At 64.8% G+C, this 23,968-nt stretch carries 28 protein-coding genes and 1 tRNA gene; 11 read left to right on the top strand and 18 right to left on the bottom strand.

Going from position 1 to position 23,968, the window contains the following annotated elements; genetic code table 11:
- Position 1: 1 nt before the first annotated feature.
- From B5X73_RS14680 to B5X73_RS14690, 3 genes are all read right to left on the bottom strand, one after another.
- Positions 2-958, bottom strand: a complete 957-nt coding sequence (locus B5X73_RS14680; protein ID WP_079522354.1) for an LpxL/LpxP family acyltransferase — start codon at positions 956-958, stop codon at positions 2-4.
- Complete coding sequence (locus B5X73_RS14685) at positions 955-1,269, bottom strand: ApeI family dehydratase (protein WP_079522390.1); 315 nt, start codon at positions 1,267-1,269, stop codon at positions 955-957. Before B5X73_RS14685 ends, B5X73_RS14680 begins: the two co-directional genes overlap by 4 nt.
- Positions 1,270-1,336: 67 nt before the next feature.
- Positions 1,337-1,720, bottom strand: coding sequence for a phosphopantetheine-binding protein (locus B5X73_RS14690; protein ID WP_303048769.1), 384 nt, complete (start codon positions 1,718-1,720; stop codon positions 1,337-1,339).
- 68 nt (positions 1,721-1,788) lie between these two features.
- Between B5X73_RS14690 and B5X73_RS14695 the strand changes: the two genes are divergently transcribed.
- On the top strand, positions 1,789-2,775 hold the full coding sequence (locus B5X73_RS14695; protein WP_176167853.1) for a chorismate transformation FkbO/Hyg5 family protein: 987 nt from the start codon (positions 1,789-1,791) through the stop codon (positions 2,773-2,775).
- Positions 2,776-2,780: 5 nt separating this feature from the next.
- Here the strand turns inward: B5X73_RS14695 and glmU are convergent, their stop codons facing one another.
- The 13 genes from glmU to queD all read right to left on the bottom strand — a co-directional run bounded on the left by glmU (position 2,781) and on the right by queD (position 13,571).
- Positions 2,781-4,160, bottom strand: coding sequence for a bifunctional UDP-N-acetylglucosamine diphosphorylase/glucosamine-1-phosphate N-acetyltransferase GlmU (glmU, locus tag B5X73_RS14700; protein WP_079522355.1), 1,380 nt, complete (start codon positions 4,158-4,160; stop codon positions 2,781-2,783).
- A gap of 67 nt (positions 4,161-4,227) precedes the next feature.
- Positions 4,228-5,304 carry an AsmA family protein gene (locus B5X73_RS14705; RefSeq protein ID WP_079522356.1) on the bottom strand — a complete coding sequence of 359 codons (1,077 nt, stop codon included), beginning with the start codon at positions 5,302-5,304 and terminating at the stop codon, positions 4,228-4,230.
- Positions 5,305-5,416: 112 nt separating this feature from the next.
- Entirely contained in the window at positions 5,417-5,842 is a 426-nt protein-coding gene (locus B5X73_RS14710; protein WP_036109528.1) for a F0F1 ATP synthase subunit epsilon, read from the bottom strand.
- 42 nt (positions 5,843-5,884) lie between these two features.
- Positions 5,885-7,297, bottom strand: coding sequence for a F0F1 ATP synthase subunit beta (gene atpD / locus B5X73_RS14715; protein ID WP_079522357.1), 1,413 nt, complete (start codon positions 7,295-7,297; stop codon positions 5,885-5,887).
- Between the two features lie 76 nt (positions 7,298-7,373).
- Positions 7,374-8,282, bottom strand: coding sequence for a F0F1 ATP synthase subunit gamma (gene atpG / locus B5X73_RS14720; RefSeq protein ID WP_043696403.1), 909 nt, complete (start codon positions 8,280-8,282; stop codon positions 7,374-7,376).
- A gap of 71 nt (positions 8,283-8,353) precedes the next feature.
- Positions 8,354-9,904 carry a F0F1 ATP synthase subunit alpha gene (gene atpA, locus B5X73_RS14725; RefSeq protein ID WP_079522358.1) on the bottom strand — a complete coding sequence of 517 codons (1,551 nt, stop codon included), beginning with the start codon at positions 9,902-9,904 and terminating at the stop codon, positions 8,354-8,356.
- Between the two features lie 50 nt (positions 9,905-9,954).
- Positions 9,955-10,488 carry a F0F1 ATP synthase subunit delta gene (locus B5X73_RS14730; protein WP_036109524.1) on the bottom strand — a complete coding sequence of 178 codons (534 nt, stop codon included), beginning with the start codon at positions 10,486-10,488 and terminating at the stop codon, positions 9,955-9,957.
- Between the two features lie 2 nt (positions 10,489-10,490).
- Positions 10,491-10,961: a F0F1 ATP synthase subunit B gene (locus tag B5X73_RS14735; protein WP_036109523.1), complete on the bottom strand. Its 471-nt coding sequence runs from the start codon at positions 10,959-10,961 to the stop codon at positions 10,491-10,493.
- An 82-nt stretch (positions 10,962-11,043) separates the two neighbouring features.
- On the bottom strand, positions 11,044-11,331 hold the full coding sequence (atpE, locus tag B5X73_RS14740; protein WP_036109522.1) for a F0F1 ATP synthase subunit C: 288 nt from the start codon (positions 11,329-11,331) through the stop codon (positions 11,044-11,046).
- A gap of 85 nt (positions 11,332-11,416) precedes the next feature.
- Positions 11,417-12,256, bottom strand: coding sequence for a F0F1 ATP synthase subunit A (gene atpB, locus B5X73_RS14745; protein ID WP_036109521.1), 840 nt, complete (start codon positions 12,254-12,256; stop codon positions 11,417-11,419).
- A 3-nt stretch (positions 12,257-12,259) separates the two neighbouring features.
- Positions 12,260-12,589 carry an ATP synthase subunit I gene (locus B5X73_RS14750; protein WP_079522392.1) on the bottom strand — a complete coding sequence of 110 codons (330 nt, stop codon included), beginning with the start codon at positions 12,587-12,589 and terminating at the stop codon, positions 12,260-12,262.
- Positions 12,590-12,794: 205 nt separating this feature from the next.
- Complete coding sequence (locus tag B5X73_RS14755) at positions 12,795-13,121, bottom strand: phasin family protein (protein WP_036109519.1); 327 nt, start codon at positions 13,119-13,121, stop codon at positions 12,795-12,797.
- A gap of 93 nt (positions 13,122-13,214) precedes the next feature.
- The gene (gene queD / locus B5X73_RS14760) at positions 13,215-13,571 is read right to left on the bottom strand and encodes a 6-carboxytetrahydropterin synthase QueD (protein WP_036109518.1); all 357 of its coding nucleotides are present in this window, start codon (positions 13,569-13,571) and stop codon (positions 13,215-13,217) included.
- Between the two features lie 209 nt (positions 13,572-13,780).
- Here queD and B5X73_RS21540 point away from each other — a divergent pair, with 209 nt between their 5' ends.
- Positions 13,781-14,413: a LuxR family transcriptional regulator gene (locus B5X73_RS21540; protein WP_079522360.1), complete on the top strand. Its 633-nt coding sequence runs from the start codon at positions 13,781-13,783 to the stop codon at positions 14,411-14,413.
- Between the two features lie 44 nt (positions 14,414-14,457).
- On the opposite strand, the gene B5X73_RS14770 is transcribed toward B5X73_RS21540, so the two are convergent.
- Positions 14,458-14,534 (bottom strand) — tRNA-Met (locus tag B5X73_RS14770).
- 174 nt (positions 14,535-14,708) lie between these two features.
- Between B5X73_RS14770 and B5X73_RS14775 the strand changes: the two genes are divergently transcribed.
- The 9 genes from B5X73_RS14775 to B5X73_RS14815 all read left to right on the top strand — a co-directional run bounded on the left by B5X73_RS14775 (position 14,709) and on the right by B5X73_RS14815 (position 21,925).
- Entirely contained in the window at positions 14,709-15,251 is a 543-nt protein-coding gene (locus B5X73_RS14775) for an RNA pyrophosphohydrolase (RefSeq protein ID WP_079522361.1), read from the top strand.
- A 77-nt stretch (positions 15,252-15,328) separates the two neighbouring features.
- The gene (locus B5X73_RS14780; RefSeq protein ID WP_036109516.1) at positions 15,329-15,532 is read left to right on the top strand and encodes a (2Fe-2S)-binding protein; all 204 of its coding nucleotides are present in this window, start codon (positions 15,329-15,331) and stop codon (positions 15,530-15,532) included.
- Between the two features lie 103 nt (positions 15,533-15,635).
- A complete protein-coding gene (bfr, locus tag B5X73_RS14785; protein WP_036109515.1) occupies positions 15,636-16,118 on the top strand; it encodes a bacterioferritin in 483 nt (160 codons plus the stop codon).
- Between the two features lie 132 nt (positions 16,119-16,250).
- On the top strand, positions 16,251-16,997 hold the full coding sequence (locus B5X73_RS14790; RefSeq protein WP_079522362.1) for a DUF6776 family protein: 747 nt from the start codon (positions 16,251-16,253) through the stop codon (positions 16,995-16,997).
- On the top strand, positions 16,984-17,418 hold the full coding sequence (locus tag B5X73_RS14795; protein WP_036109514.1) for a bactofilin family protein: 435 nt from the start codon (positions 16,984-16,986) through the stop codon (positions 17,416-17,418). The genes B5X73_RS14790 and B5X73_RS14795 overlap by 14 nt, the downstream gene beginning before the upstream one ends.
- Positions 17,419-17,449: 31 nt before the next feature.
- Complete coding sequence (gene erpA, locus B5X73_RS14800) at positions 17,450-17,836, top strand: iron-sulfur cluster insertion protein ErpA (RefSeq protein WP_036109513.1); 387 nt, start codon at positions 17,450-17,452, stop codon at positions 17,834-17,836.
- 13 nt (positions 17,837-17,849) lie between these two features.
- On the top strand, positions 17,850-18,836 hold the full coding sequence (nudC, locus tag B5X73_RS14805) for an NAD(+) diphosphatase (protein ID WP_254857308.1): 987 nt from the start codon (positions 17,850-17,852) through the stop codon (positions 18,834-18,836).
- A 45-nt stretch (positions 18,837-18,881) separates the two neighbouring features.
- On the top strand, positions 18,882-19,748 hold the full coding sequence (locus tag B5X73_RS14810) for a hypothetical protein (protein WP_079522363.1): 867 nt from the start codon (positions 18,882-18,884) through the stop codon (positions 19,746-19,748).
- A 143-nt stretch (positions 19,749-19,891) separates the two neighbouring features.
- Positions 19,892-21,925: an RICIN domain-containing protein gene (locus B5X73_RS14815; RefSeq protein ID WP_139382794.1), complete on the top strand. Its 2,034-nt coding sequence runs from the start codon at positions 19,892-19,894 to the stop codon at positions 21,923-21,925.
- 45 nt (positions 21,926-21,970) lie between these two features.
- On the opposite strand, the gene B5X73_RS14820 is transcribed toward B5X73_RS14815, so the two are convergent.
- On the bottom strand, positions 21,971-23,845 hold the full coding sequence (locus tag B5X73_RS14820) for an MFS transporter (protein WP_079522365.1): 1,875 nt from the start codon (positions 23,843-23,845) through the stop codon (positions 21,971-21,973).
- Between the last annotated feature and the right edge of the window lie 123 nt (positions 23,846-23,968).

Genomic DNA, 23,968 nt, shown 5'->3' on the forward strand with positions numbered 1-23,968 from the left:
GTCATCCGCCGTGGGCATCGGAGTGCCCGGAGAGAGCGACGGCGGCGGCTGGCTCCTCTACGGACTCCATCTCCTGCCAGAAGTCGTAGAAGTTGAACCAGTTGAACGGATAGGCGCGGGCGTAGTGCTCCACGCGCTGGGCGTAGCGGGCCACGACCGCATCGAGGACGGCGGCGCGTTCCGTACGAGGCACGTCGATGCCGTCGGAGAAGGCCTCGAAGATCAACCGGTAGCGATTGCCGCCCAGATAGATACCCATGCAGACCACCACCGGAACCTTGAGCACGGCGGCGAGCTGCCACGGCCCCATGGGAAACGGCGCAGGCTTGCCGAGAAACGGCACCATGCGCGTCGATTCGCCACGATGCCCGCGGTCGGCCAGCAGCGCGAGCATGCCGCCCTGCTCCGCGGCTTCGGCCATCGCGAGCGCGATGGATGCGCCTCCCAGCGCCGCATCGATCACTGCGGCGCCGACATCGGGCGCGAGCGCCTCGAGCACGGCGGTCAACGCTGGCGTCTTCTGCTTGTCCAGCACGACGCGCAGCGGCACATCGGGACGGCGCCCGCCAAGCGCGCGCAATGCTTCGAAGCTGCCCTGATGCGAGCCGATCAGAAGAACACCGCGTCCCGCGAGCAGCTGTCGGTCGAGTTCCGCCAGGCCCTCCACCTCGACCTCGAAGTCGCGCTCGCCACGGGCCAGGAAAAACAGCCGGTCGAGCAGCGTCGCGGCGAACATGTGGATGTGGTGAAACACGTCATACGCGGTCACCGGCCTGTCGAGCACGCGCGACAGATAGGCGCGCGAGGCCGCGCGTTCGTCGGCGCGACGCAGGAAGAAATACAGCGCGATGGGGTAGAGCAGCAGGCGCGCGACGCCCCGTCCGAGGCGCAGGGCAATCGTGCGGATCAGCCAGATGGCAAAGCGCCCGCCACCTTCCCGTTGTTTCCAGTGACTCATGCCCGGCCCTCGAGCGTGCCGCGTACCAGCGTGTCGGAGCCGCGGCGGACGGTGAAGCGCACCCGCTCGCCGTCCAGTCCGGCCAGCTCGACCTCGGCATCCTCATCGGGAAGCAGCGGCAGCAGGAACTTCGCGTCGATCACCTGGCCCACGCCGACGCCGCGCCAGGCACGCAACGCGTCGGCCGCGGCTTCGAGCAGCAGGACGCCGGCAACGATGGGGCGACCGGGAAAATGTCCGGCGAAACTCGGGTGCGCCGCGTCGAAACGCAGCGGGCGCACGAACGATGCGATGTCGGCTGGATCGGTCATGGGCATCTCAGGCTCACGGTCGGGGCGAAGCAAAGCACGCTCCGGGCGAGTGGTGCCTGAACGACGATCAGGCCGCGGCGCGGTGCTGTTCGATGTGCTCGGACAGCGTGCGGAGGCTGGTGAAGATGGTCCGGTTGTCCGGATTGTCGGACTTCAGCTGGAAGCCATAGCGCTTGGACACCGCCAGAGCGATTTCGAGGGCGTCGATGGAATCCAGGCCCAGGTCGCCGCCGAACAGGGGCGCTTCCGGGTCGATGTCGGCCGGCTGCACCGACTCGAGGTTGAGACTCGTGACGATCAGTTCGGCGAGTTCGTGCTGTGCTGCGGTTTGCGTTGCCATTGAGTGTTTCCAGGTCCTGGATTTCCTGCCTCCCCCCGGATGGCAGCGGTCGCGGAGTTTATCACAGGGTCCTGGGGCGAGCCCCTGTGGCCGCTCAGCTTCGTGAAGAATCGACCGTTCACGTTTATCGCCGACGGCGTGACGATATGATGCCCCGAACGCGTTCTATGGACTACCTGATGCCCCACGGCAATGAAATGCGCGAGCGCACGGCGCTCACCGCCCCTCCTTCCCCGCTGGTCCGTTATCGAGACGGCTCCGCTTCGCCGGGTCCGCGGACGCTGGCCCTATTCGGCTTTGGCTCGACACCTCGTGAGATCGACGATCCGCGCTGGCTTCGGGTCGTCCTCGATCCGCTGGGCGACGCGCCGCTGGAAGCGTGGGAAGTGGATGCCCCCGTCGAGGCGGGCCGCGACGGCGACCTGCGTTGGTCGCGCGGCGGCGGCTGGCTCTACGCCGCCGTCGAATGCCACGAGGACGACCATGGTGGGCCCGAAGGCGCGGCCGTGCATGCGTATGGTTTGCTTTCGCGGTTCGTCGAGTCGGCCGAAGAACGGCACGTGCAGCGCATCTGGAATTACCTCGGCGCGATCAACGAGGGCTCGGGCGACGACGAACGCTACAAGCACTTCTGCACGGGGCGTATCCGCGGCATGGGCGACGTGTTCGCGCAGGGATTTCCGGCGGCCTCGGCGATCGGGCATCACGGCGATCCCGGGCTGTTGCAGGTGTATCTGCTCGCGACCGACCGGCCGGGCACCCGCGTGGAAAATCCGCGTCAGGTCAGTGCCTGGCAGTATCCGCGTCAGTACGGGCGCACCCCGCCGAGCTTCGCGCGCGCCACCCTGCTGCCGGCGGGCGATGTGCTGGCGATTTCAGGCACCGCCGCGGTCGTGGGTCATGCCTCCGCGCACGCCGGGGATCTCGAAGCTCAGCTGGCGGAAACGCTGCGGAATCTCGATGCCCTGCTCGAGTCCGGCGGCATGCCCGCCGGCCTCGATGGCGGGGCACCGCTGAAGGTGTACGTACGGCATCGCGAGGACGAAGCCGCGGTGCGGGCCTTCGCGGCAAAGCGCTTCCCCTCCGCCCCCTTGCTGCTGGTGCACGGCGACATCTGCCGGGCGGAGTTGCTGGTGGAGATCGATGGATGGCGCTACCGGGGCTGATAGCCTCACGGCTTCCTGACAGGTCGCACCCAGCCCTCGATCGCCGTCTGCCGTGCACGCGAGATCGTCAGCGTATCGGCCGGTGCGTCCTTGGTGATCACCGAGCCCGCACCGATCGTCGAACCGGCACGCAGGGTCACCGGCGCGACGAGCGAGCTGTTTGATCCCACGAATACCCGGTCTTCGATGGTGGTACGACTCTTGTTCACGCCGTCGTAATTGCAGGTAATCGTGCCCGCACCGATGTTGACCTTGCTGCCGATCACGGTGTCGCCCAGATAGCTGAGGTGATTGGCCTTCGATCCCTCCGCGATCACGGCGTTCTTCGTCTCGACGAAGTTTCCGATGTGCACGCCGGCCGCCAGGTCGGTCCCCGGGCGCAAGCGGGCGAACGGACCGATCGTGCAAGGCCCGTGGGTGACCACGCCATCCAGGTCGCAATGCGCGAGCACGACGGTGCCGGCAGCCAGCGTCGCGTTGCGCACGCGCGTAAACGGACCGATGCGCACGTCGTCGCCGAGCACGACCTCGCCTTCGAAGATCACATTGACGTCGACCTCGACGTCGCGCCCCGCGCTCACGCTGCCACGCACGTCCAGCCGCGCCGGATCGGCGAGACGGACGCCCGCCAGGGCCAGCTCGCGCGCGGCGCGTTCCCGGTACAGCGTCTCGAGACCGGCCAGCTGCCACGGGTCGTTCGCGCCTGACGCTTCGACCGGATCGCAATCGACGCAGGCGGCGGGCGCTCCTTCGGCCGCGGCCATTTCAAAGACGTCGGTGAGGTAGTACTCGCCTTGCGCGTTGCTGTTGCCCAGCGCACGCGTCCAGGCGAGAAGGCGTGCCGCATCGCCGGCGACGATACCCGTGTTGACGAGGTCGACCGCGCGCTGGGCAGGGTTGGCATCCTTTTCTTCGACGATGTGATGGACCTTGCCGGCCGCATCGAGCACGACGCGCCCGTAACCCTTCGGATCCGCGAGGCGCGTCGCCAGCATGGCGAGACCCTCGCCGGTGCCGACCAGTGCCGCCAGCGTTCCGGCGCGAATGAGAGGAACGTCGCCGTAGAGGATGAGGACCCGTCCCGCGAGCTTGCCATCCGTCTCCAGGGCCTCGAGCGCCGTGCGTACGGCATGCCCGGTACCGAGACGCTCGCGCTGCTCGATCCAGCCCAGCGAGCCATCGGCGGCGAACGCATCGCGCACCTGCTGCCCGTTATGTCCGTAGACGACGTGCACGCCAGCGGGATTCAGCGCACGCGCGGAACCGATCACGTGCGACAGCAGGGGCCGCCCGGCCAACGGCATCAGCACCTTGGCGGATGCGGACTTCATCCGCTTGCCTTCGCCCGCGGCGAGGATCAGGACGTGAAGGGGCGTAGCGGTCATGGGCTCTCGTACCTGCCTGGAAGTGAGGGCCGCACTGTCGCGCGTTTGGCCGGCGCTGCCAAGTCGGCTACTCGTCGTCCTTCCGTTTGCTCAGGTTTTCCAGGTTCGGCTTATAGGCCTCGACGAAGGCATTCCGCAGGATGCCGATGATGGCGTCCGACGTGGAAACGCTCTTGTCGTCGATGTTGCCGGATATCGTCACACGCGTCGCGAACTGGTCCTTGGACTGGTTCTTGAACAGCTTGGCCACGCCCTCGGCCGCCGCTTCGTAGACGATCTTCAGCGGACCCTTCTTGTCTTCCTCCACGTCCTGCTTCCAGCTGAAGATCTTCAGTCCGTGGAAGAGTGGCTTGGCATAGCCACTGAGCTTGCGATCCTTGGCCTGAAGCTCCATGACGAAGTCGCCTTCGCCGCCCGCGAAATCGAGGCCGGAATAAGCGCGCGCGAGATCGTTGGCCTTGACCAGCTTGATGTCGTGGACGGTGATCGAATAATGGAAGTCGCCGAGGCGTTCCACCGGATCGATGTCGGCATGGGTTTCGAGCGGCGCGTCGCCAAGCACCTTGGCCGTCGCGTGCATATGGGCCACCCGGTCTCCGCCTTCACGCTGGACGTTGGTGAGGTTGGTCACCGTGCCGTTGACGTCGGTCATCTTCAGGTCGACCTTCGGGCTCGACACGAAGTTGTTGAAGGTGATCGTGCCATTCATGACGTTGATTTCGTCGAACCGGAACGGCGCCAGGGCACGAAGCTGCTCGCGCCAGTCCACGCCCTTACCCGTCTGCTTGTCGCCCTCCGACTTGCCGTCCACGAAGTTGACGACGGGATCGTAGAAATCGATCTTGCCGCGGAAGTGACCCTTCACCAGCGCGCGCCAGGTCAGCGAAATGTCCGCGCGCGTGGTCTTGAACAGTGGAACCGGCACCTTGCCGTCGACCTTGGTCACCGACATCTGGTCGATCGAGTACGACCCGCGCCACAGATGGATGTCGATATCGGCAATCCGTCCGGCATAGGCGCCCATGTGAGCCAGGCGACCGTTGAGGTAGTTGAGCACGACATACGGCAGCGCGACGCGGGCCGCGATGAGCACGACGGCGACGATCCCCAGGATCCAGAAGCTTCGGCGGTAGCGGGTGCGCATGAGACTTTCACCTTGAAACGACAGCCCAGTGTTGCGCCGCGGCAGTCATTTCCGGATGAAGAAGCAAAAAAAACCCCTCCGGAGAGGGGTTTATCGGGCGAGGCTGCGTCGCTCAGTGCTTCAGCGTCTTGCGCATGCGCTCGAGTGCCTGGAGCTGCGCCAGCGCCTCGGCCAGCTTGGCCTGGGCTTCGGCGACGTCCATCTCGGGGCCGCGGTTGGACAACGCGGCCTCGGCTTCTTCCTTCGCCTTCAGGGCGGCCGCCTCGTCGAGGTCGGCCGCGCGGGCGGCTGTGTCGGCGAGGATCGTCACGACCTGCGGCTGCACCTCGAGGATGCCGCCGGAGACATAGAACTGCTGGCGATCGCCGTTGGTGCCGACCACGTCCACGTGGCCCGGCTTCAGGCGGGTAATCAGCGGCGCGTGACGCGGCGCGATACCCAGCTCGCCAAGCTCACCGGTGGCGACCACGAGCGTGGCTTCGCCGGAGTAGATCTCGGCTTCGGCGCTGACGATGTCGACGCGGATGGTGTGGGTCATGGGCTTGTCTTCCGTTGGTCGGGAATGGGAGGAGAAGGTCGCTTACGCGGCCTTCTTCGCACCCATGTCCTCGCCCTTCTTGATGGCTTCGTCGATGCCGCCGACCATGTAGAACGCCTGCTCGGGCAGGTGATCCAGGTCGCCGTCGAGAATCATCTTGAAGCCGCGGATGGTTTCCTTCAGGGCGACGTACTTGCCCGGCGAGCCGGTGAAGACTTCGGCCACGTGGAACGGCTGCGAGAAGAAGCGCTCGATCTTGCGGGCGCGCGACACCGAGGCCTTGTCTTCCGGCGACAGCTCGTCCATGCCGAGGATGGCGATGATGTCCTTCAGCTCCTTGTAGCGCTGCAGGGTGCCCTGCACGCGACGGGCCGTGTCGTAGTGCTCCTGGCCGATAACCGAGGCATCGAGCTGACGGCTGCTGGAAGCGAGCGGATCGACGGCCGGGTAGATACCCAGCGAGGCGATATCGCGGCTCAGCGTGACCGTGGCATCGAGATGCGCGAAGGTCGTGGCCGGCGACGGATCGGTAAGGTCATCCGCGGGAACGTAAACGGCCTGGATCGACGTGATCGAGCCGGTCTTGGTCGAGGTGATGCGCTCCTGCAGCACGCCCATTTCCTCGGCCAGCGTCGGCTGATAACCCACGGCCGACGGCATACGACCGAGCAGCGCGGACACTTCGGTACCGGCCAGCGTGTAGCGGTAGATGTTGTCGACGAACAGCAGGACGTCCTTACCCTTGCCCGACTCGTCCTTCTCGTCACGGAAGTACTCGGCCATCGTCAGGCCGGTCAGCGCGACGCGCAGGCGGTTGCCCGGCGGCTCGTTCATCTGGCCGTAGACCATCGCGACCTTGTCGAGGACGTTGGAGTCCTTCATCTCGTGATAGAAGTCGTTACCTTCACGCGTACGCTCACCCACGCCGGCGAACACGGACAGACCCGAGTGCGCCTTGGCGATGTTGTTGATGAGCTCCATCATGTTGACCGTCTTGCCGACGCCGGCGCCGCCGAACAGACCGACCTTGCCGCCTTTGGCGAACGGGCACATGAGGTCGATGACCTTGATGCCGGTTTCCAGCAGTTCGTTCGCCGCGGCCTGCTCGTCATACGACGGGGCTTCGCGGTGGATGACCCACTGCTCTTTCTCGCCGATCGGGCCGGCTTCGTCGATGGGGTTGCCCAGCACGTCCATGATGCGACCGAGCGTGGCGGTACCGACCGGCACCTTGATGCCTTCGCCGGTGTTGCGGGCGAGCAGGTTGCGGCGCAGGCCGTCGGTGGAACCGAGCGCGATGGTGCGCACGATGCCGTCACCGAGCTGCTGCTGCACTTCGAGGGTGATCTCGGTGCCGTCGATCTTCAGTGCGTCGTAAACCTGCGGCACCTGGTCGCGCGGGAATTCGACGTCGACGACCGCGCCGATGATCTGAACAACTTTGCCCTGGCTCATGGAATGCTCCGGATGAATCTTCGTAAGGTTCTGTTCGGGCGCCGCTCACTGCGTCGCCATCGCGTGTAGCTTTCGGTCAGACCGCGGCGGCGCCGCCGACGATCTCCGAGATTTCCTGGGTGATCGCGGCCTGACGTGCCTTGTTGTAGACCAGTGTCAGTTCGCCGATGACCTTGTTCGCGTTGTCCGACGCGGCCTTCATGGCGACCATGCGCGCGGCGTGTTCGCTGGCGAGGTTCTCCAGCGCGGCCTGGTACACCACCGACTCGATGTAACGCGTCATCAGGTGCTCGAGGACCGTGCGCGCATCGGGTTCGTAGATGTAATCCCAGTCGTGGGTCTGCTCGACCTTCACGCCCGTGGATGCATCGCCTTCGGCGTCCTCGAGTTCCTTCGCCACCAGCGTGAGCGGCAGCAGGGCCTCGATGGTCGGCTTCTGCACGATCGTGTTAACGAAGTCGTTGTAGACCAGGAAAACGCGATCGAGCTTGTTGTCGCCGTAGGCGTCGAGCACGACCTTGATCACGCCGATCAGGTCTTCCAGCTTCGGTTTTTCGCCGAGGTGCGTGGCCGAACCGATCAGGTTGACGCCCTTGATGCGACGGAAGAACTGCACGGCCTTCTGGCCGACGGCGACGACGTCGATCTCGGCACCCTTCTCCTGCCACTCGCGGATGCTGGTCAGCGTGCGACGGAACAGGTTGGAGTTGAGACCGCCCGCGAGGCCGCGATCGGTCGACACCACGATGAAGCCCACGCGCGCGACGTTCTGACGCTCGGTGAGGTACGGATGGGTGAAGTCCGTGCTGGCCTGGGCGACGTGCGCGATGACCTTGCGCATCAGACGCGCGTAAGGACGCGAAGCCTTCATCAGGTCCTGCGCCTTGCGGATCTTCGACGCCGAGACCATTTCGAGCGCACGCGTCACCTTGCGCATGTTCTGCGTGCTCTTGATCTTGGTTTTGATTTCGCGGCCGCTAGCCATGGCTTACTCGTCTGTAAAGGGTGACGCCGGATCACGGGGCGGACGTTGCCGCCGCCCCGCGGGTCTCGCTATTACCAGCTACCGGTCTTCTTGAACTCGTCGGCGGCCGACTTGAAGGTCGCCTCGATGTCCTTGTCCCAGTCGCCGGTCTCGTCGATCTTCTTCATCAGGTCGCCGTGATTCTGGCGGAAGAAGGCATGCAGGCCCTTCTCGAACGGCAGCACCTTGTTGACCGGCAGGTCGTCGAGGTAGCCCTTCTCGGCCGCGTAGACCGAGACGCCGAGTTCGGCGATCGACAGCGGCGAGTACTGCGCCTGCTTCATCAGTTCCGTGACGCGCTGGCCACGATCGAGCTGAGCGCGGGTCGCGGCGTCCAGGTCCGAGGCGAACTGTGCGAACGCAGCCAGCTCGCGGTACTGGGCGAGAGCGAGCTTCACGCCGCCGGACAGCTTCTTGATGATCTTGGTCTGGGCGGCACCACCGACGCGCGACACCGAGATACCGGCGTTGACGGGCGGACGGATACCGGCGTTGAACAGATCGGTCTCGAGGAAGATCTGGCCGTCGGTGATCGAGATGACGTTGGTCGGAACGAACGCGGAAACGTCGCCGGCCTGGGTTTCGATGATCGGCAGCGCGGTCAGCGAACCGGTCTTGCCCTTCACTTCGCCGCTGGTCATCTTCTCGACGTATTCGGCGCTGACGCGCGAGGCGCGCTCGAGCAGACGCGAGTGGAGATAGAACACGTCGCCCGGGTAGGCTTCGCGACCCGGCGGACGCTTCAGCAGCAGCGAGATCTGGCGGTAAGCCACGGCCTGCTTGGAGAGATCGTCGTACACGATGAGCGCGTCTTCACCGCGGTCACGGAAGTACTCGCCCATGGCGCAGCCGGAATACGGCGCGACGTACTGCAGGGCGGCCGCTTCGGATGCCGAAGCGACGACCACGATGGTGTTGGCCAGCGCGCCGTTCTCTTCGAGCTTGCGCACGACGTTGGCGATCGAGCTGCGCTTCTGGCCGATGGCGACGTAGATGCACTTAATGCCCGAATCTTTCTGGTTGATGATCGCGTCGATCGCGACGGCGGTCTTGCCCGTCTGGCGGTCGCCGATGATCAGCTCGCGCTGGCCGCGGCCGATCGGGATCATCGAGTCGATGGACTTGTAGCCCGTCTGCATCGGCTGGTCGACCGACTGGCGCCAGATGACGCCCGGAGCGACCTTCTCGACCGGGCTGCTGCCCGCGGCGTCGATCGGACCCTTGCCATCGATCGGGTTACCCAGCGCGTCGACGACGCGGCCGAGCAGGCCCGGGCCGACCGGCACTTCGAGGATGCGGCCGGTGGTCTTGGCGGCATCGCCTTCGCGCAGGTGCTGGTATTCACCGAGCACCACGGCGCCGACCGAGTCGCGCTCGAGGTTCAGCGCGAGGGCGTAGGTGTCGTTCGGCAGTTCGATCATTTCGCCCTGCATCACATCGGCCAGGCCGTGGATGCGCACGATGCCGTCGGACACGCTGATGATCGTGCCTTCGTTGCGTGCCTCGGCGCCGAGCTTGAACTGCTCGATGCGGGTCTTGATCAGCTCGCTGATCTCGGACGGATTCAGTGTGGTGCTGGACATGGTCGGTTCCTTGGGTCGCGCCGCTTTCACGGCACCCGGTGGTATGAGAATCAGTGCGTCAGCGCGCTGGCCAGCCGCTGCAGGCGGCCTCGCGCGGAACCGTCGATGACCTGCTCGCCCGTGTCGATGACGACACCGCCAAGCAACGCCGGATCGACGTGCGTATCCAGTTCGATCTCACGCTTGAAGCGGCGCTTCAGCGAAACGCGAAGCTTGTCCGACTCGGCGGCGTCGAGATCCATCGCGCTCGTGACCTTGACCAGCAGGGTCGACTCCGACTCACGCTTGTAGTCGTCGTACAGCGAGGCGATTTCCGGCAGGAGCGCCATGCGGCCGTTTTCCGCGAGCTCCTCGAGGAAGCGGGCGAACGGCGCCTCGGCGGCCATGCCTTGCGGCAGGTGCAGCGCGACCAGCTGGGTCGGCAGCACGCGCGGATCGTTGCCGAGGCCGGCGACGCGCTGGTCCGCGGCGACGAGCGCCGCGAAGTTCAGCGCCGACGACCAGTCGGCCAGCGAACCCGACGCATGCGCCACTTCGAAGGCGGCGCGTGCGTAGGGACGGGCGAGGGTGAGCGCCTGGGCCATGATCAGATCTCGGCAGCGAGCTGGTCGAGCAGGGCCTTGTGGGCCGCCGGATCGATTTCGCGCTGCACGATCTTCTCCGCGCCACGGACGGCGAGGGCGCCGACCTGCTCGCGAAGCTGCTCACGGGCACGCTGGGCCATCGAAGCGATCTCGTCCTGGGCCGAAGCCTTCAGGCGGTTGATCTCTTCGATCGCGTCGGCGCGGGCCTTCTCGAGAATCTGGTTGGCCTGCTGCTGCGCCTTGTCGATGATGTCCGTCGACTGCACGCGGGCCTGCTTGATCTCGGTGGCGACCTTGGCGTCGGCATCCTTCAGCTCGGCGCGGGCGCGCTCCGCCGCGGCGAGCCCTTCGGCCACCTTCTTCTGGCGTTCTTCGATGGCACCGTTGAGCTGGGGCCAGATGAACTTGGTGGTGAACCAGACCAGGATCGCAAAAGAGATCATCTGGCCCAGGAAGGTCATGTTAATTTCCATGATCTCTCCAAAGACTCCGAACGCTGGGGTACTGACGGTCGCCGTGACGCATTACGCCACGGCGACGAAGACGAACGCTTGCTCAGCCGCCGGCGGCGGTGCGCAGAACGCCGATCAGCGGGTTCGAGAAGGCGAGCAGCAGGGCGATGGCGAGGCCGATAATGAACGCGGCGTCGATCAGACCGGCGAGCAGGAACATGCGGCCCTGCAGCAGCGGAACCAGTTCCGGCTGACGAGCGGCCGACTCGAGGAACTTCGAGCCCATGATCGCGATGCCGAGGCAGGCGCCGAGCGCGCCGAGGCCGATGATCACGCCGATGGCGATGGCGGTCATGCCCTGCACGTGTGCGAAGAGTGCGGTGAGTTCCATGGTGTTCTCCTGGGATATCTAAGAATGACGAATGGGTGGAAACGAAACGAAACTGGACTAAGCGGTCTAACGTCGGTGCGGTGAGTTAGTGGTGTTCACGTGCCGTGGCGATATAGACGATCGTCAACATCATGAAGATGAACGCCTGGAGGGCGATGATCAGGATGTGGAAGATCGCCCAGGCCGTGTTGAACACGACACCAGGCACGAAGCCGATCCAGCTCACCATCAGGCCGGCGATCAGCATGAACACCAGTTCGCCACCGTACATGTTGCCGAAGAGTCGCATCGCGAGGGACACGGGCTTCGACAGGGTCTCGACGACGTTAAGAAGCAGGTTCGGGATGAGCAGGACGATCTTGGCGCCCATGCTCTCCGCATGGAACGGCGCGGTGAGCATTTCCTTACCGAAACCGAAGCCGCCCTTGGCCTTGATGCCGTGGCCGATGACGATGAGGATCACCGCGAGGGCCAGACCGACCGTGGTGTTGATGTCAGCCGTGGGAACCTGGCGGAAATAGGTGTGATGCGCGACTTCGGCACCGCTGAACGTATGCACCAGCCAGCCGGGCAGATCCACCGGCAGCAGATCCATCGCGTTCATGAAGAACACCCACATGAAGATCGACAGCGCCAGCGGCGTGACCGTGCGGCGGTCGCCGTGGAAGGTGTCCTTCACCTGAGTGTCGACGAATTCGACGGCGAGTTCGACCAGCGCCTGACCCTTGGACGGGACACCCGACGTCGCCTTGCGGGCGAACAGCCAGAACCACAGGCAGAAGATGGCGCCCAGCACGAAGGACACCACGATCGAGTCGAGGCGGATGTTCCAGAACCAGAAATGATCGGCGCTGAAATTCACCGTCATGTGGTTCAGGTGGTGCTGGATGTATTCGGTCAGACCGCCTTGCGGTTCGCTCGCCATGCCTCAACCCTTGAATCTGAATGCAAATACGTTGACCGTGAAACCCGCGACCAACCCCACGAGCGCGGGCAGGAACGGCAGTTTCCACTGGACCAGAATGAGCGCCAGCCCGCCGACGAGGACGATCCAGCGAAGGATCATTCCCACCAGGAACCTCACGAACGTCGCCGCGCCTCCACCCAGCGCGCTGAACGCTCGCGCTGCAAAAAGCGCGTTGGCGATAGCGACGATCAGGGCGGCTGCAAACGCGGCCAGTCCGGCGGCACGCCCCTGCAGTGAAAAAGCGAGTCCCGCGATGATAGCCACCCCGATCTGCGCGATAACGACGCGCATGGCGAGATGACGACCGGCGGCAAGACTGTTGAGCAACGCGAGGCTCCCGTGGTTTCGCTCGAGGCGGCACCTTTGGTTCAACGGGCCACGGTCTAATCTGGAAAAGTATACCAGCGCCGTAAACGACGGGACAAGCGACGAAAGTCCAATAACCACCCGCCGGCGCGACCGTCCGTCGCGTCGTTGGCGAGGGAGCGGCGGTGGATCAGGCCCTGGCGGGCTGACCTACCAGCGCGCCGAGCGAGGTGGCCGTCTCAACGGCCACGTCGAATATGCCACCGGCGGCCGATGCGGCACGCTCGACGCCTTCCCGCTGGAGGTCCCCACCGCGCGCCATGATGGCGCGCATCGCGTTCGCATCCGTAGCGAGCATGGCATCGGCCATCAGGCCGGATGCCGCACGCGCATGCCCTTCCATCGCCTGCAGGTGCAGGTCGGCCACGCGCTCCATGCCGCGCCAGGCCAGGGCCTGCGCGGAAGTGGCCTGCTCGACGAAGCGGGCAAGATCGGCGTAACCGTTTACGTGAGGCATCGAGTGCATCCGTGGGGAACGGGGAGGTGCCGGAGTGTAGACCCGTCTGCGGCGGCGCAGCAACCGCTAATTGTTGCGATGACAGCCTTTGCCTCAGTCGCCCGTGTATTCCGCACCCGAGGTACAGGTCTCGTTGACCACGACCTTGGCCAGACCCGGCACGTCGACACGCAGCCGCTGGAAGATCCAGCGCGCGAGGTTTTCACTGGTCGGATTCTCGAGACCTTCGATATCGTTGAGATAGTTGTGGTCGAGGCGGTCGTAGAGCGGCTGGAAGCGCGCCTTCAGGTCGCCGAAGTCCATGACCCAGCCGAAGACGGGGTCGACCGGGCCTTCCACGTGGAGTTCCACACGAAACGAATGACCGTGCAGCCGCGCGCACTTGTGGCCTTCGGGCACATTCGGCAAGCGATGCGCCGCCTCGATGTTGAACGTCTTATAGATACGCATGAGGGTGAATCGATCTCTGATGACTGGACAGTGTAGCGGACCGGGCTTCAAACGATCTCAGCGACCGCCTTCACGACGTGGTTCGCATTTTCGAACCGTCAGGGCGTCGTTTCGTGGACTTTTACGACCGGAACGGTTGCAGTGGTAACTTGTCCGACGGAGCCGGGGGGCGTCCGTTGAGGGGATTCGTGCTCACTGAGGAGGCATCCATGTGCCTTGGTCGTGACTCGCTCGACCGCCCGCACCAGTGCGGGCTGGCCGAAGAAGTGTTTGCCGCCCTGCCCATGCCCTGCGTGGTGTGGCGCGATGAAGGCGGGCGCGCGGTGATGGTCAACGCCGCATTCCGGCGGGAGTTTGGCGTGGGCCGCGGAACAGCCGGACCGCGCTGGATCGCCGACCACCTGGAGCCTTCCGGCGGCGCCGACGAATTCGCCTTCCGCGATCCGCACGGCCAGCCTCGCCGCTATCGCGTGACCCGGCAGCGCCTGGAAGCACCCAGCGGTGCGTTCCAGGCCGTTTTCCTGATGCCCCTCTCCGATGATGAGAGCGTGGCGGCGGATTCTTCTCCTCCGGCCAGCCCCGTCTCGATCGCCGCCACGCGTCCGGACCTCGGCCTGACGCGAAGGGAATCGCAGGTGCTCGACGGAATCATGAGCGGCAAGCTCAACAAGGTCATCGCCAGCGAACTCCGGATCAGCCCGAAGACCGTGGAACTCCACCGCGCCAATCTGATGGCGAAGCTGCGCGTGCATAACGTCGTGGAACTGGCGAGGGCCGTGCTGGACGGGCCTCCGACCCGTCCCGACGAGCGGGTCGCGGACGTCGACCTGTCGGCTGCCTGAGGCATAAAAAAAGCCGCATCGTGACGATGCGGCTTTTCTCGTTTTGGTGGCTAGAGGCGGGCTCGAACCGCCGACCTCAGCATTATGAGTGCCGCGCTCTGACCAGCTGAGCTACCTAGCCATGGAACCTGGTCGTTCGTAAGCGAGGCTCACGAAGGCCGGGCAGTTTAATCGGGGCTGAGCTTCCGTTCAAGTGGTGCCTTGCCCCGTCTTCTCGCGCTGTGGTTGAATCGGGCCCATCGCGCACGTTTCCGGCCTGCAAGGCTGGCGCGCGGCATGGATTCGCGGAGGGCGGATGATCGACGCAGATGGCTATCGACCGAATGTGGGCATCGTTCTCCTCAATGGGGACGGGCGCCTGTTCTGGGCGCGCCGTGTCAATCGCGACGGCTGGCAGTTTCCTCAGGGGGGCATGCGCAGCGACGAAACGCCGCTGGAGGCCATGTATCGCGAGCTGGAAGAAGAGACCGGCCTGCTCGCCAAGCACGTGGAAGTCCTCGCCGAGACCCGTGGCTGGCTGCGCTACCGGTTGCCCAGCCGCTTCGTGAGACACCATCAGCGCCCCACCTGCATCGGCCAGAAGCAGGTGTGGTTCCTGCTGCGCCTCAAGTGCACCGAGGACACCTTTCGCCTGGATGCCTGCGAAAGGCCGGAGTTCGACCTCTGGCGCTGGGTCGATTTCTGGTATCCCGCCAACCACGTGGTGAACTTCAAACGCCAGGTGTACGAGCGCGCCTTACGTCAGTTCGCACCCACGGTCGAGACCGTCTGCTCGGTCACGGTGGGCACCTGCCCACAGCAGGCCGAAGCCGAACGGCTCGCCCGCGGCGGCGAATGATGGCGCGGTCACCTCGCGGCTGAATTTCACATCTGTGTAGTTGACAATCGTTCGCATTCGTATTCGAATGCCGACCCATGTACATATGCATGTGCAACGCCGTCACCGACCACGCCATTCGCCGCGCCGCGGCCGATGGTGTCGAATCGTTCGCCGAGCTACAGGCCCGCACCGGCTGTTCCGACTGCTGCGGCGCCTGTGAGTCCGAGGCCCGGCAATGCCTCCGTGAGGCGGTCTCCGAGATGCGCCCGGTGCTGAGCTTTCTCCCTACCCCGGCCTGATCTCGCGCCCGCCTTTGCGGACGCAAACCGTCTTCATTCTCGTTACGTCATCGCTTCTCCGCGAGTCGTATAGTCGCCGCTGAATATCCAGGGAGACACCCCCATGAAGGGCGACGCGAAGGTCATCGAATTCCTCAACAAGGTCCTCTACAACGAGCTGGCCGCCATCAACCAGTACTTCCTGCATTACAGGATGTTCAAGGACTGGGGCTACAACGAACTCGCCAAGCACGAGTACGAGGAGTCCATCGAGGAAATGAAGCACGCCGACAAGCTGATCGAGCGGATCCTGTTCCTCGACGGCCTGCCGAACCTTCAGCACCTGGGCAAGCTGCGCATCGGCGAGAACGTGGTCGAAGCGCTGCAGGGCGACCTGGATCTCGAAATGATCGCGACGAAGGATCTGCGCGAGGCCATTGCCTACAGCGAAGGCATCCACGACTTCGTCAGCCGCGACCTCTTCAAGTTCATCCTGGGCCAGGAAGAAGAGCACATCGACTGGCTGGAGACGCAGTTCAGTCTGATTTCGGACATCGGTCCGGAGCGCTACATGCTCAGCAAGGTCGGCTCGCTCGACAAGCACTGATCAGGTCGCTTCGACGCCCCGGAAGGCCGCCGCAAGGCGGCCTTTTTCGTGGAACGAGAGTGGGTTCCTTGACCGCGGCGGAAGCCGGGGGCTATACCATCCGGCCTTCACGCCTTCTCCACGGATCCATTCATGGCCCCAAGCCATCCACCTCGCTTCGTCGTGCGCCGTCTCGACGACATGTCCGTCGAGCGGCGAAAGCGGCTGCTGATGGGAGCCGCGTGGCTGGGCAGCCTGCTCCTGACCGCGCTGGTGACCTGGAGCCTGACGGCGGGCAGGGCGCCGGCCGGGACGCCCGGCCATGGCCGCATCGTGGCGCACGAGACCGAGGCTGAAGACCTGCGCCAGCAGGTGGCCAACCTGCAGCGAGCGGGCCAGGTCAGCGAGATCGCCGCGCGGGAGCTGAAGCGGAACCTTGCTGAGCGCGACGAGGAGATCAGTGGCCTGCGCACGGATCTGGCGTTTTATTCGCGCCTGGTCGGCGGTAACGGGCAGCGCGACGGGCTGAAAATCCAGGGCACACGCACCACGGCGATCAAGGGCACGCCGAACGCCTGGAACGTGATGATCACCCTGACTCAGAACGCGCGCCGGGGCGATGAGGTCAAGGGCGACATCCACCTCGCCGTCGAGGGTATCCAGGACAACAAGGTGCGTACGCTCGAGGGCGCCGCTCTCGGCCAGGCCGCATCCGTGGATGGCCTGCCCTTCGCCTTCCGGTATTTTCAACAGATCCAGGGCAGCTTCACGCTGCCGGCTGGATTTCAGCCGACGCGGCTGCGCCTCGAGGCACGGCCTGCCGGGGACGACGCCGTCAGCGCCACCGTGGCCTGGGCCGACGCAACACGCAACGACGAGGCAAGCGATGTTCAACAGTAAGGGGAAGAATCAGGGACCAGCCGTCGGCATCGCCGCCACGAGCCTGATCGCGCGGGGCGTGATCATTCGTGGAGACGTGCTTTTCAGCGGCTCGCTGCACCTGGATGGCGCGGTCGAGGGCTCCGTCCACGCCGACACGGGTAGCGACGGCTTTCTCACCATCAGTGAGACGGGACGCGTCACCGGGCGGATCGAGGTGCCACACGCAAGCATCAACGGCGGCGTGACCGGCGACATCGATGTGTCCGAAAGGCTCGAACTGGCGCCGCTGGCCCGTATCGAAGGCGACGTTCACTACCAGGTGCTGGAAATGGCCGCCGGTGCACAGGTCAACGGCAAGATGATCCATCGGGCGCCCCCGACCGTACGGCAGCTGGCCCAGGCGGGTATCGAGAAGACCCCGACGCTGTCCGAGGCTTGACCTGTAGCCGATCGGCGCCATTATGGGAGGCATGAACAACCCCTTCCCCATGGCTCCGTCGGCAGCCGCGCCGGATTACCGCTCGGCGGGTTCGCCCCTGATCTTCACCGAGGCCGCCGCACGAAAGGTGCACGAGCTGATCGACGAAGAGGGCAACCCCTCGCTCAAGCTCCGCGTGTATATCAGCGGAGGCGGCTGCTCGGGTTTCCAGTACGGCTTCACCTTCGACGAAGAGCAGGCCGAGGACGACCTGGCCGTATCGCGCGAGGGCGTGACCCTCGTCGTCGATCCGTTGTCGCTGCAGTACCTGACCGGCGCCGAGATCGATTACGCCGAGTCGTTCAGCGGTTCGCAGTTCGTGATTCGCAATCCCAACGCGAAGACCACGTGCGGCTGCGGCTCCTCGTTCAGCGCATGACCGGTCGTACCGCGTGAGCTCCGGCACGGAGCGCCACACGTCCGTAGAAGGTCGCGTGCGGGAGAACGTCTTCGCCGGTGTCGCTATCGACCGGATGGCCGAGCGCCGCGACGACCGTCTCTGGGTCGAAGAAACCGAACGCGCCGACGACACGCGCTTTCTGGTGCTTGACAGCGAAGGGCAGGCCTTCGTCGACGAGCGTGGCGAGCATCCTCAGTGGATGACTCCCGTGATGCGGGCCGAACGCTTCGGCGATGTGGTCTCCACGCTGCTGGGGATCGCCAACGGAACGGCATGGTTCACGCTGGTGCTCGACGAGGCGCATGCTGAGATCTTCGTCGACCTGACCTCCGCGCGACGCATGTCGCTGCGCGAAGCCGGGTTGATCCTGCCGGCCTTCGAAGCGGGACTCTTCGCGTTCGCCAAGGGCATCACGCATTGGCAGCGGCAGACGCGTTTCTGCAGTCTCTGTGGTGCTCCCACGCTCGTCGTGGCTTCGGGACATCGCGTGCAGTGCACGAATCCCGACGGTCCGCACATGCATTTTCCCCGCACCGACGCCGCGATCATCGTGATCGTGGAGGACGGCGACCGTTGCCTGCTGGGCCGACAGCGCGGCTGGCCGGCGGGCCGGTATTCCACACTGGCGGGTTTCATCGAGCCGGGCGAGTCGCTCGAGGATGCGGTCAGGCGCGAAGTGCGCGAAGAGTCCGGCGTCGAGGTACTTCATGCGACCTACCACTCGTCACAGCCCTGGCCCCTGCCGGCGTCCCTGATGGTCGGCTTCACGGCCACGGCCAGAACCCGCGAGATCGTCCTCCGCGACGACGAGCTGGAAGATGCCCGCTGGTTCACGGCCGAGGACATCGTCTCCGGCATGCGCTCGGGTGAACTGGGCGTACCGCCTCCGCTTTCGGTCTCGTATCGCCTGATCGAACACTGGCTGGCGCAGCGGAATATCTCCCTCGAGGAACTGATCGCGAGTTCGCCGGCCCGCTGACGGTTCGCCTACAATCGGGCCATCGATCTGCGGATTCCGCTTGCCATGGCTCTACGTCTCCTCGCGATTCTCATCTCCCTGGCCATCGTCTGGAGCGTGCCCCGGCTGGCGCGCTGGCGTGACGACCGCTGGTTCCGGGGCTGGGTCTCCCGCTTGAGCGATCTTTCCGGTCCAGGTCGCGTCGCGGTCGTGCTGCTGGTTCCCGTCATCGCGGCGGCGATCATCGCAGGCGTACTCCGCGCCCTGCCCTTCTTCGATCTGGCATGGCTGGCTTTCGCGATCGTCGTCCTGACCTACGCACTCGGACCCCGCGAAATCGAGACCGATATCGACGCGATCCTGCGTGCGAGCGATACGCTTCGCCGCGACGAGGCCCTGATCGCGCTCCGCCACGACGAAGAGACCCTTCCGTGGTTTGCGCCGGTTCTGGTCGAGGCGGCCTTTTACGGCGCGCTGCGCCGTCGCTTCGGCGTGCTGCTGTGGTTCCTGCTGCTCGGTCCGGCCGGCGCGCTCGGCTACCGTCTTGCGCAGTTGCTGGGTCGCGACGCGTCGCTATCCGTCGACACGGACACGCGTACCGCGGCACGTCGCCTGGCCGATGCGCTCGACTGGATTCCCGCGCACCTCATGGTCTTCGCGATGGCGCTGGTTTCCGACTTCGATGCCGTCATGGGTGCCTGGAAACAGTGGCATCGCACCTCGGGCAGCCCGCGCTCACGGCTGGATCCGGACTTCCTGGGTGCCGTCGCCCGTGCCGGTGTCGATGCCGACGTGGAAGCCGGCGATGGCTACGCGCAGGACGTCAGCGACCCCGTCGTTGAACTCGAAGATGCGCGCCGGGTCATACGGCGCGTGCTTGTGGTCTGGCTGGCAGTGGTCGCGTTGATCGTGTTGGCCGCCTGGGTGGCGTGATATATCGACTTACGCCGATCCGAGGCAAAGCCCTACGTGTTAGCGATGGGGTGACTGAGCCAAATTCGGGGCGAAGGACTGACCTCGCTTCGTAGGGGAAAGCGGCACGCTTCGTACTCCCCCCTGCCAAGGATATGGCGACCATGAAAACCCGCACCCTTGCCCTGGTCCTGTTGGCCAGCCTGAGCTCTGGCGTAGACGCCCACTCGCTGCCTTCCCCCACACCGAACGACAGCGCCGTTCGCTTCCTGCGACTGAAGACCCTCCCCGAGGCCATGGCCACGGCTCAACGCGATCCGGCTCGCTGGCGAACCCCCGACGAGCTCCGCGGCCTGTCCTACCGGGAAGCCGCCGCGGAGCGAGAACCCGTCGTCGCGTGGATCTCCGGTGACGCCCTGAGCGACGCAACCGTTCGTTCGCTTGCAAGCAGGGCTCTCCACGAGGGCATCGGCGTACTGGTGACCTCGCCCGAAGGGACCACCCGTCATGAGGCGGAAGTCTTCGGCATCGAAGGCCAGGGACGGACATCGCTGTACAGGCGTGGCAAGGATGGCGTACTGGAAGTCTCGACGCTCGACGACATGACAGCCGACGTCGAAACGTCCCAACAGCTTTATCGCGAGCTGGCGGCGGCTCCAGCGTTCAGGGCATTCGCGCGCAGCGGCACCCTGAACGGTGCGCACTCCGCGCCTGACGACATACCCGACCACGTGCCGCACGAGCGCTTCCGCTACAAACCCATCAGCGCCCATGGCAACAAGGTCGTCCACGACATCGTCGTACTGCGCGATGCGCGCACCAGCGGGGACAGCAAGGTCATCGTCGTCAAGGCGAGTGTCGATATCGCGCCATGGGACAACGGCGTCTATGGCAAAAACCGCCCCGCCTTCGAGCGTGATGGTATCCACGACTTCCTCGCCATCGCGGGTCGCTACGAATTCAGAACGCTTGTGGATTGGGAAGGCAAGGACCGTGGCCCGGAGCTCCGTCTGGACCGGATGGTTCCCGACACCTCGCCGGACGTGAATCGTACCGTTGCGAAGAGCAGCGAAGTGAGCACGTCCTATGGCGTCAGCACCGCATCCAATGCCGAGGATGCACTCAAGGGTATCGGCATCTCCGCCATCGGCAAGGTCCCGTTCGAGTTCTCCGCCAATCGCACGTACACCGACGCCACCTCGGTATCGATGGAGACGGAGTCCTATTACATCGACGCCGTGACCGAGAACTATGGCAGAGCCCAGGGCGTGACCTGGAACATGCACCTCGCCAACGATGTCGCAGGCAACCCCGGCTACTTCAACGCAAAGAGCAAGTACAAAGTCAGCACGGCGATGGTGACGCCGATGATGCGCAAAGCCTCCGCCCAGCTGATGTCGGTATGGCGAGTCCGTGGCGACTACGAAGGAAATCTGCTGATCGGTACGGGCGGCCGTGTCGAGAATCGACGTTACGGATGGAACCGATCGATGGGCCTTTCCTGGGACCGCAGTTCCGATGTCCATCCCGACTACACGGCCGACATTCCATGGTGGTTCTGGCACAAGGGCAACGATCCGTGGGCGCATCTCCGCCAGGTACCCGCGCAGCCGACGCAGGTGGTAAAGATCAACCTTGGCTCACCCTTTCTCACGTCCAGCCCGACGGTGCTGATTCAGTCGAGCAGCGGCGAAGGCCTGTGCATCACCCAGGGCCCCTTTGACGAGAAAGCCGGCGCCGCCCAGCTCATGGAATGCGACAACGCCGAAAGCCATCTCGCCCAGCAATGGAACATGGATTCGGAAGGCCGATACCGCAACCGCGAGAGTGCGCAGTGCCTTCAGATCGACACGAAGAGTGGCACGGTCGGCACGGCGAAGTGCGCCCTTCGTCACAACCAGCGCTGGAAGTGGGCCGCGGATCGCGTCATGTCCCTGATGGAAGGGGGCACGCGTCATCGCCTCGAAGTGTCGAATGACTCCCTCATCGCAAAGTTCGATGACATGCGACATGACGAAGTCGTGGTCAACACGGAAAACGCGTTGCTGCCGCCGTGGAGCAACTATCCGCTGGCACCGTCACCTGGCAGCACCATTCCGCGCCTGTCGACGAATTCGCCGACGGTGCCGGACAGCTACCTGAGCTACCGTCGTGTACCGGCAGCGGAGCGTTGGCAGACGATCGCCCTCAGTCGCTGAAGCAGGAGAATCGAATCGCCGGCGCTCAACGCGCCGGCGATGCCCTCAGGCTTTGTCGCCCCGCAGTTCACTGACACGCGCTTCCAGTGACGCCGCATTCGCGGCCTCCGCAGGCAGCGGTGCACCACCCACCAGTTCGATCTTCGACCAGAACCGGCGCGGCAGACGCGCACGGCGCAAGGCACCGTCACGGCGACTGAAGATACTGCCCCACATGCCTCGCAGCGCCAGCGGCACGACGGGTACCGGCCGACGCGCAAGGATGCGGTCCACGCCAGGGCGGAAGGTCTGGATGTCACCGTCGCGCGTCAGACCACCTTCCGGGAAGATGCAGACGACCTCTCCGGCCGCCAGCGCCTCGTCGATCTCGTCGAACGCCTTGTCCATCAGCGCCACATCCTCGTTACGCCCGGCGATGGGAATCGCCTTCGCGGTGCGGAAGACGAAGCGCAGCACCGGGATGTTGAAGATCTTGTAGTACATGACGAAACGCATGGGGCGGCGCACGCTGGCCATCAGGATCAACGGATCCATGAAGCTCACGTGGTTGCACACGACCAGCGCGGCACCTTCGTCCGGCACGTTCTTAAGACCGTCCACCCGCACCCGGTAAAGCGTGTGCACGAGCACCCAGGTGATGAAGCGCATCATGAATTCGGGAACGAGGGTGAAGATATACACCGCGACCGCGATGTTGATCAGCCCCGTCACGAGGAAGATCGTCGGCACGGAAAGTCCCAGCGCCGTCAGGCCGATGCCGAAGCCGGAAGCGGCACAGATGAAAAGCGCATTGACGATGTTGTTGCCCGCGATCACGCGCGACAGGCGGTCGCGAGGCGCGCGACTCTGCACGAAGGCGAACAACGGGACGACGTAGAAGCCCGCGAAGGCTCCGATCATGGTCAGGTCGAGCGCGGCGCGCCACGCGCCCGGTATGGCGAGAAAGGCCAGCCAGTCGAGCGAGGCGCCGGGTGTCACACCGGGCCGCGCGAAGTACAGATCGACGGCGAACACGGTCAGGCCGAACGCGCCCATCGGCACCAGACCGATCTCGACACGTTTGCCCGAGAGCTTCTCGCACATGAGCGAGCCCACGCCCGTACCCAGCGAAAACAACGTCAGCACGAGCGTATTGACCGAACCGTCCCCGCCGAGAACGTGACGCGTGTAGTTTGGCAGCTGCGCGATCATCACGGTGCCGAAGAACCAGAACCACGAGATGCCCAGCACGGCGTTGAAGACCGCGCGATCGGCGTTCGTGATCTTCAGCACCCGCCAGGTTTCGCTGAACGGGTTCCAGTTGAACTTCAGATCGGGCGCGGTCGCGGGCGCGGGAGGTACGGACCGGCTGACGAGGTAACCGGTCACGGCGATCGCGATGGTCGTCAGCGATGCCGCGAGCGTTCCGTAGCCGGCGATCAGCATCAGCGAATTGCCGACGATCATGCCGATCAGCATCGCAAGCTGCGTGCCCATCTCGACCAGCGCGTTGCCGCCGACGAGTTCGCTGCGATCGAGGGTCTGCGGAAGAATCGAATACTTGATCGGGCCGAAGACGGTCGAATGGATGCCCATCAGAAACAGGACGACGAGCAGCAGCGATACGTGGTGAGTGAAGAAGCCGACGGCCGCGATGGTCATCGCTGCGATTTCGAAGAGCTTCACGTAACGGATGATCCGGGTTTTCTCGAACTTCTCGGCCAGCTGTCCCGCCGTGGCGGAGAACAGGAAATACGGCAGGATGAAGAGCGCGGGCGCGAGGTTCGTGTATAGCGAAACCTCGGCGTCCGGCAGGCTCATCTGGAAGGCGACCAGCATCACCATCGCGTTGCGGAACGCGTTGTCGTTGAAGGCGCCCAGCGCCTGGGTCCAGAAAAAGGGTGCGAAGCGGCGCGTGGCGAGCAGTGAGAACTGGGACATCCGTGATCGACCCTCTGATTTTTCCGGAGTGTAGCTGAGACATGGGTCACCGTGGCCGGTACACCCGGTCTCGTCGCGGTGCGCTGCGTTTTCAGGAAAAACCTCACGGACAGCAACGTCGGG

The sequence above is a fragment of the Luteibacter sp. 22Crub2.1 genome (genome assembly GCF_900167995.1).
Taxonomy (GTDB): Bacteria; Pseudomonadota; Gammaproteobacteria; order Xanthomonadales; family Rhodanobacteraceae; genus Luteibacter; species Luteibacter mycovicinus.

Excerpts from the sequence above, each read along its gene's own strand:
- B5X73_RS14755 (WP_036109519.1), bottom strand. The coding sequence starts at position 13,121 with ATGCCTCACGTAAACGGTTACGCCGATCTTGCCCGCTTCGTCGAGCAG.
- B5X73_RS14730 (WP_036109524.1), bottom strand. The coding sequence starts at position 10,488 with ATGGCCCAGGCGCTCACCCTCGCCCGTCCCTACGCACGCGCCGCCTTC.
- B5X73_RS14685 (WP_079522390.1), bottom strand. The coding sequence starts at position 1,269 with ATGACCGATCCAGCCGACATCGCATCGTTCGTGCGCCCGCTGCGTTTC.
- atpA (WP_079522358.1), bottom strand. The coding sequence starts at position 9,904 with ATGTCCAGCACCACACTGAATCCGTCCGAGATCAGCGAGCTGATCAAG.
- B5X73_RS21540 (WP_079522360.1), top strand. The coding sequence starts at position 13,781 with ATGTGCCTTGGTCGTGACTCGCTCGACCGCCCGCACCAGTGCGGGCTG.
- atpB (WP_036109521.1), bottom strand. The coding sequence starts at position 12,256 with ATGGCGAGCGAACCGCAAGGCGGTCTGACCGAATACATCCAGCACCAC.
- B5X73_RS14810 (WP_079522363.1), top strand. The coding sequence starts at position 18,882 with ATGGCTCTACGTCTCCTCGCGATTCTCATCTCCCTGGCCATCGTCTGG.
- glmU (WP_079522355.1), bottom strand. The coding sequence starts at position 4,160 with ATGACCGCTACGCCCCTTCACGTCCTGATCCTCGCCGCGGGCGAAGGC.
- B5X73_RS14750 (WP_079522392.1), bottom strand. The coding sequence starts at position 12,589 with ATGCGCGTCGTTATCGCGCAGATCGGGGTGGCTATCATCGCGGGACTC.
- B5X73_RS14780 (WP_036109516.1), top strand. The coding sequence starts at position 15,329 with ATGTACATATGCATGTGCAACGCCGTCACCGACCACGCCATTCGCCGC.
- atpG (WP_043696403.1), bottom strand. The coding sequence starts at position 8,282 with ATGGCTAGCGGCCGCGAAATCAAAACCAAGATCAAGAGCACGCAGAAC.
- B5X73_RS14680 (WP_079522354.1), bottom strand. The coding sequence starts at position 958 with ATGAGTCACTGGAAACAACGGGAAGGTGGCGGGCGCTTTGCCATCTGG.
- queD (WP_036109518.1), bottom strand. The coding sequence starts at position 13,571 with ATGCGTATCTATAAGACGTTCAACATCGAGGCGGCGCATCGCTTGCCG.
- B5X73_RS14790 (WP_079522362.1), top strand. The coding sequence starts at position 16,251 with ATGGCCCCAAGCCATCCACCTCGCTTCGTCGTGCGCCGTCTCGACGAC.
- B5X73_RS14735 (WP_036109523.1), bottom strand. The coding sequence starts at position 10,961 with ATGGAAATTAACATGACCTTCCTGGGCCAGATGATCTCTTTTGCGATC.
- B5X73_RS14820 (WP_079522365.1), bottom strand. The coding sequence starts at position 23,845 with ATGTCCCAGTTCTCACTGCTCGCCACGCGCCGCTTCGCACCCTTTTTC.
- B5X73_RS14710 (WP_036109528.1), bottom strand. The coding sequence starts at position 5,842 with ATGACCCACACCATCCGCGTCGACATCGTCAGCGCCGAAGCCGAGATC.
- atpD (WP_079522357.1), bottom strand. The coding sequence starts at position 7,297 with ATGAGCCAGGGCAAAGTTGTTCAGATCATCGGCGCGGTCGTCGACGTC.
- atpE (WP_036109522.1), bottom strand. The coding sequence starts at position 11,331 with ATGGAACTCACCGCACTCTTCGCACACGTGCAGGGCATGACCGCCATC.
- bfr (WP_036109515.1), top strand. The coding sequence starts at position 15,636 with ATGAAGGGCGACGCGAAGGTCATCGAATTCCTCAACAAGGTCCTCTAC.
- B5X73_RS14705 (WP_079522356.1), bottom strand. The coding sequence starts at position 5,304 with ATGCGCACCCGCTACCGCCGAAGCTTCTGGATCCTGGGGATCGTCGCC.
- B5X73_RS14815 (WP_139382794.1), top strand. The coding sequence starts at position 19,892 with ATGAAAACCCGCACCCTTGCCCTGGTCCTGTTGGCCAGCCTGAGCTCT.
- B5X73_RS14795 (WP_036109514.1), top strand. The coding sequence starts at position 16,984 with ATGTTCAACAGTAAGGGGAAGAATCAGGGACCAGCCGTCGGCATCGCC.
- B5X73_RS14695 (WP_176167853.1), top strand. The coding sequence starts at position 1,789 with ATGCCCCACGGCAATGAAATGCGCGAGCGCACGGCGCTCACCGCCCCT.
- B5X73_RS14775 (WP_079522361.1), top strand. The coding sequence starts at position 14,709 with ATGATCGACGCAGATGGCTATCGACCGAATGTGGGCATCGTTCTCCTC.
- erpA (WP_036109513.1), top strand. The coding sequence starts at position 17,450 with ATGAACAACCCCTTCCCCATGGCTCCGTCGGCAGCCGCGCCGGATTAC.